We start from the raw sequence: 233 nt of genomic DNA on the forward strand, positions 1-233 counted from the left end.
GCGTGGTACGGGATCAGATCCGAGACCTGATCGAGGACCCGGATCTGCGAGTGCCCAATGACGTCCGCGGCGAGCTGTGGCGGGCGTACACCCGCGTGATGTCGAAGCTGGAGCCGTCCAGGGTCGTCAAGGCGGTGGCGGACGCAGCGGAGGTGCTCTCCCAGTCGTCCCCGGACCTGCTGGGTGCCGCGGTGGTCAAGGACGGCGACCTCGACGTGCTGCGGTTGCGGCGC

Annotated in this window: 1 protein-coding gene; it reads left to right on the plus strand. The window is 69.5% G+C overall.

The window, feature by feature from the left end; genetic code table 11:
- A partial coding sequence (locus ACLQ28_RS34660; RefSeq protein WP_425690470.1) for a hypothetical protein occupies window positions 1–233 on the plus strand: 233 nt, incomplete at both ends.

It is taken from the genome of Micromonospora sp. DT201, assembly GCF_049841575.1.
Lineage (GTDB): Bacteria > Actinomycetota > Actinomycetes > Mycobacteriales > Micromonosporaceae > Micromonospora.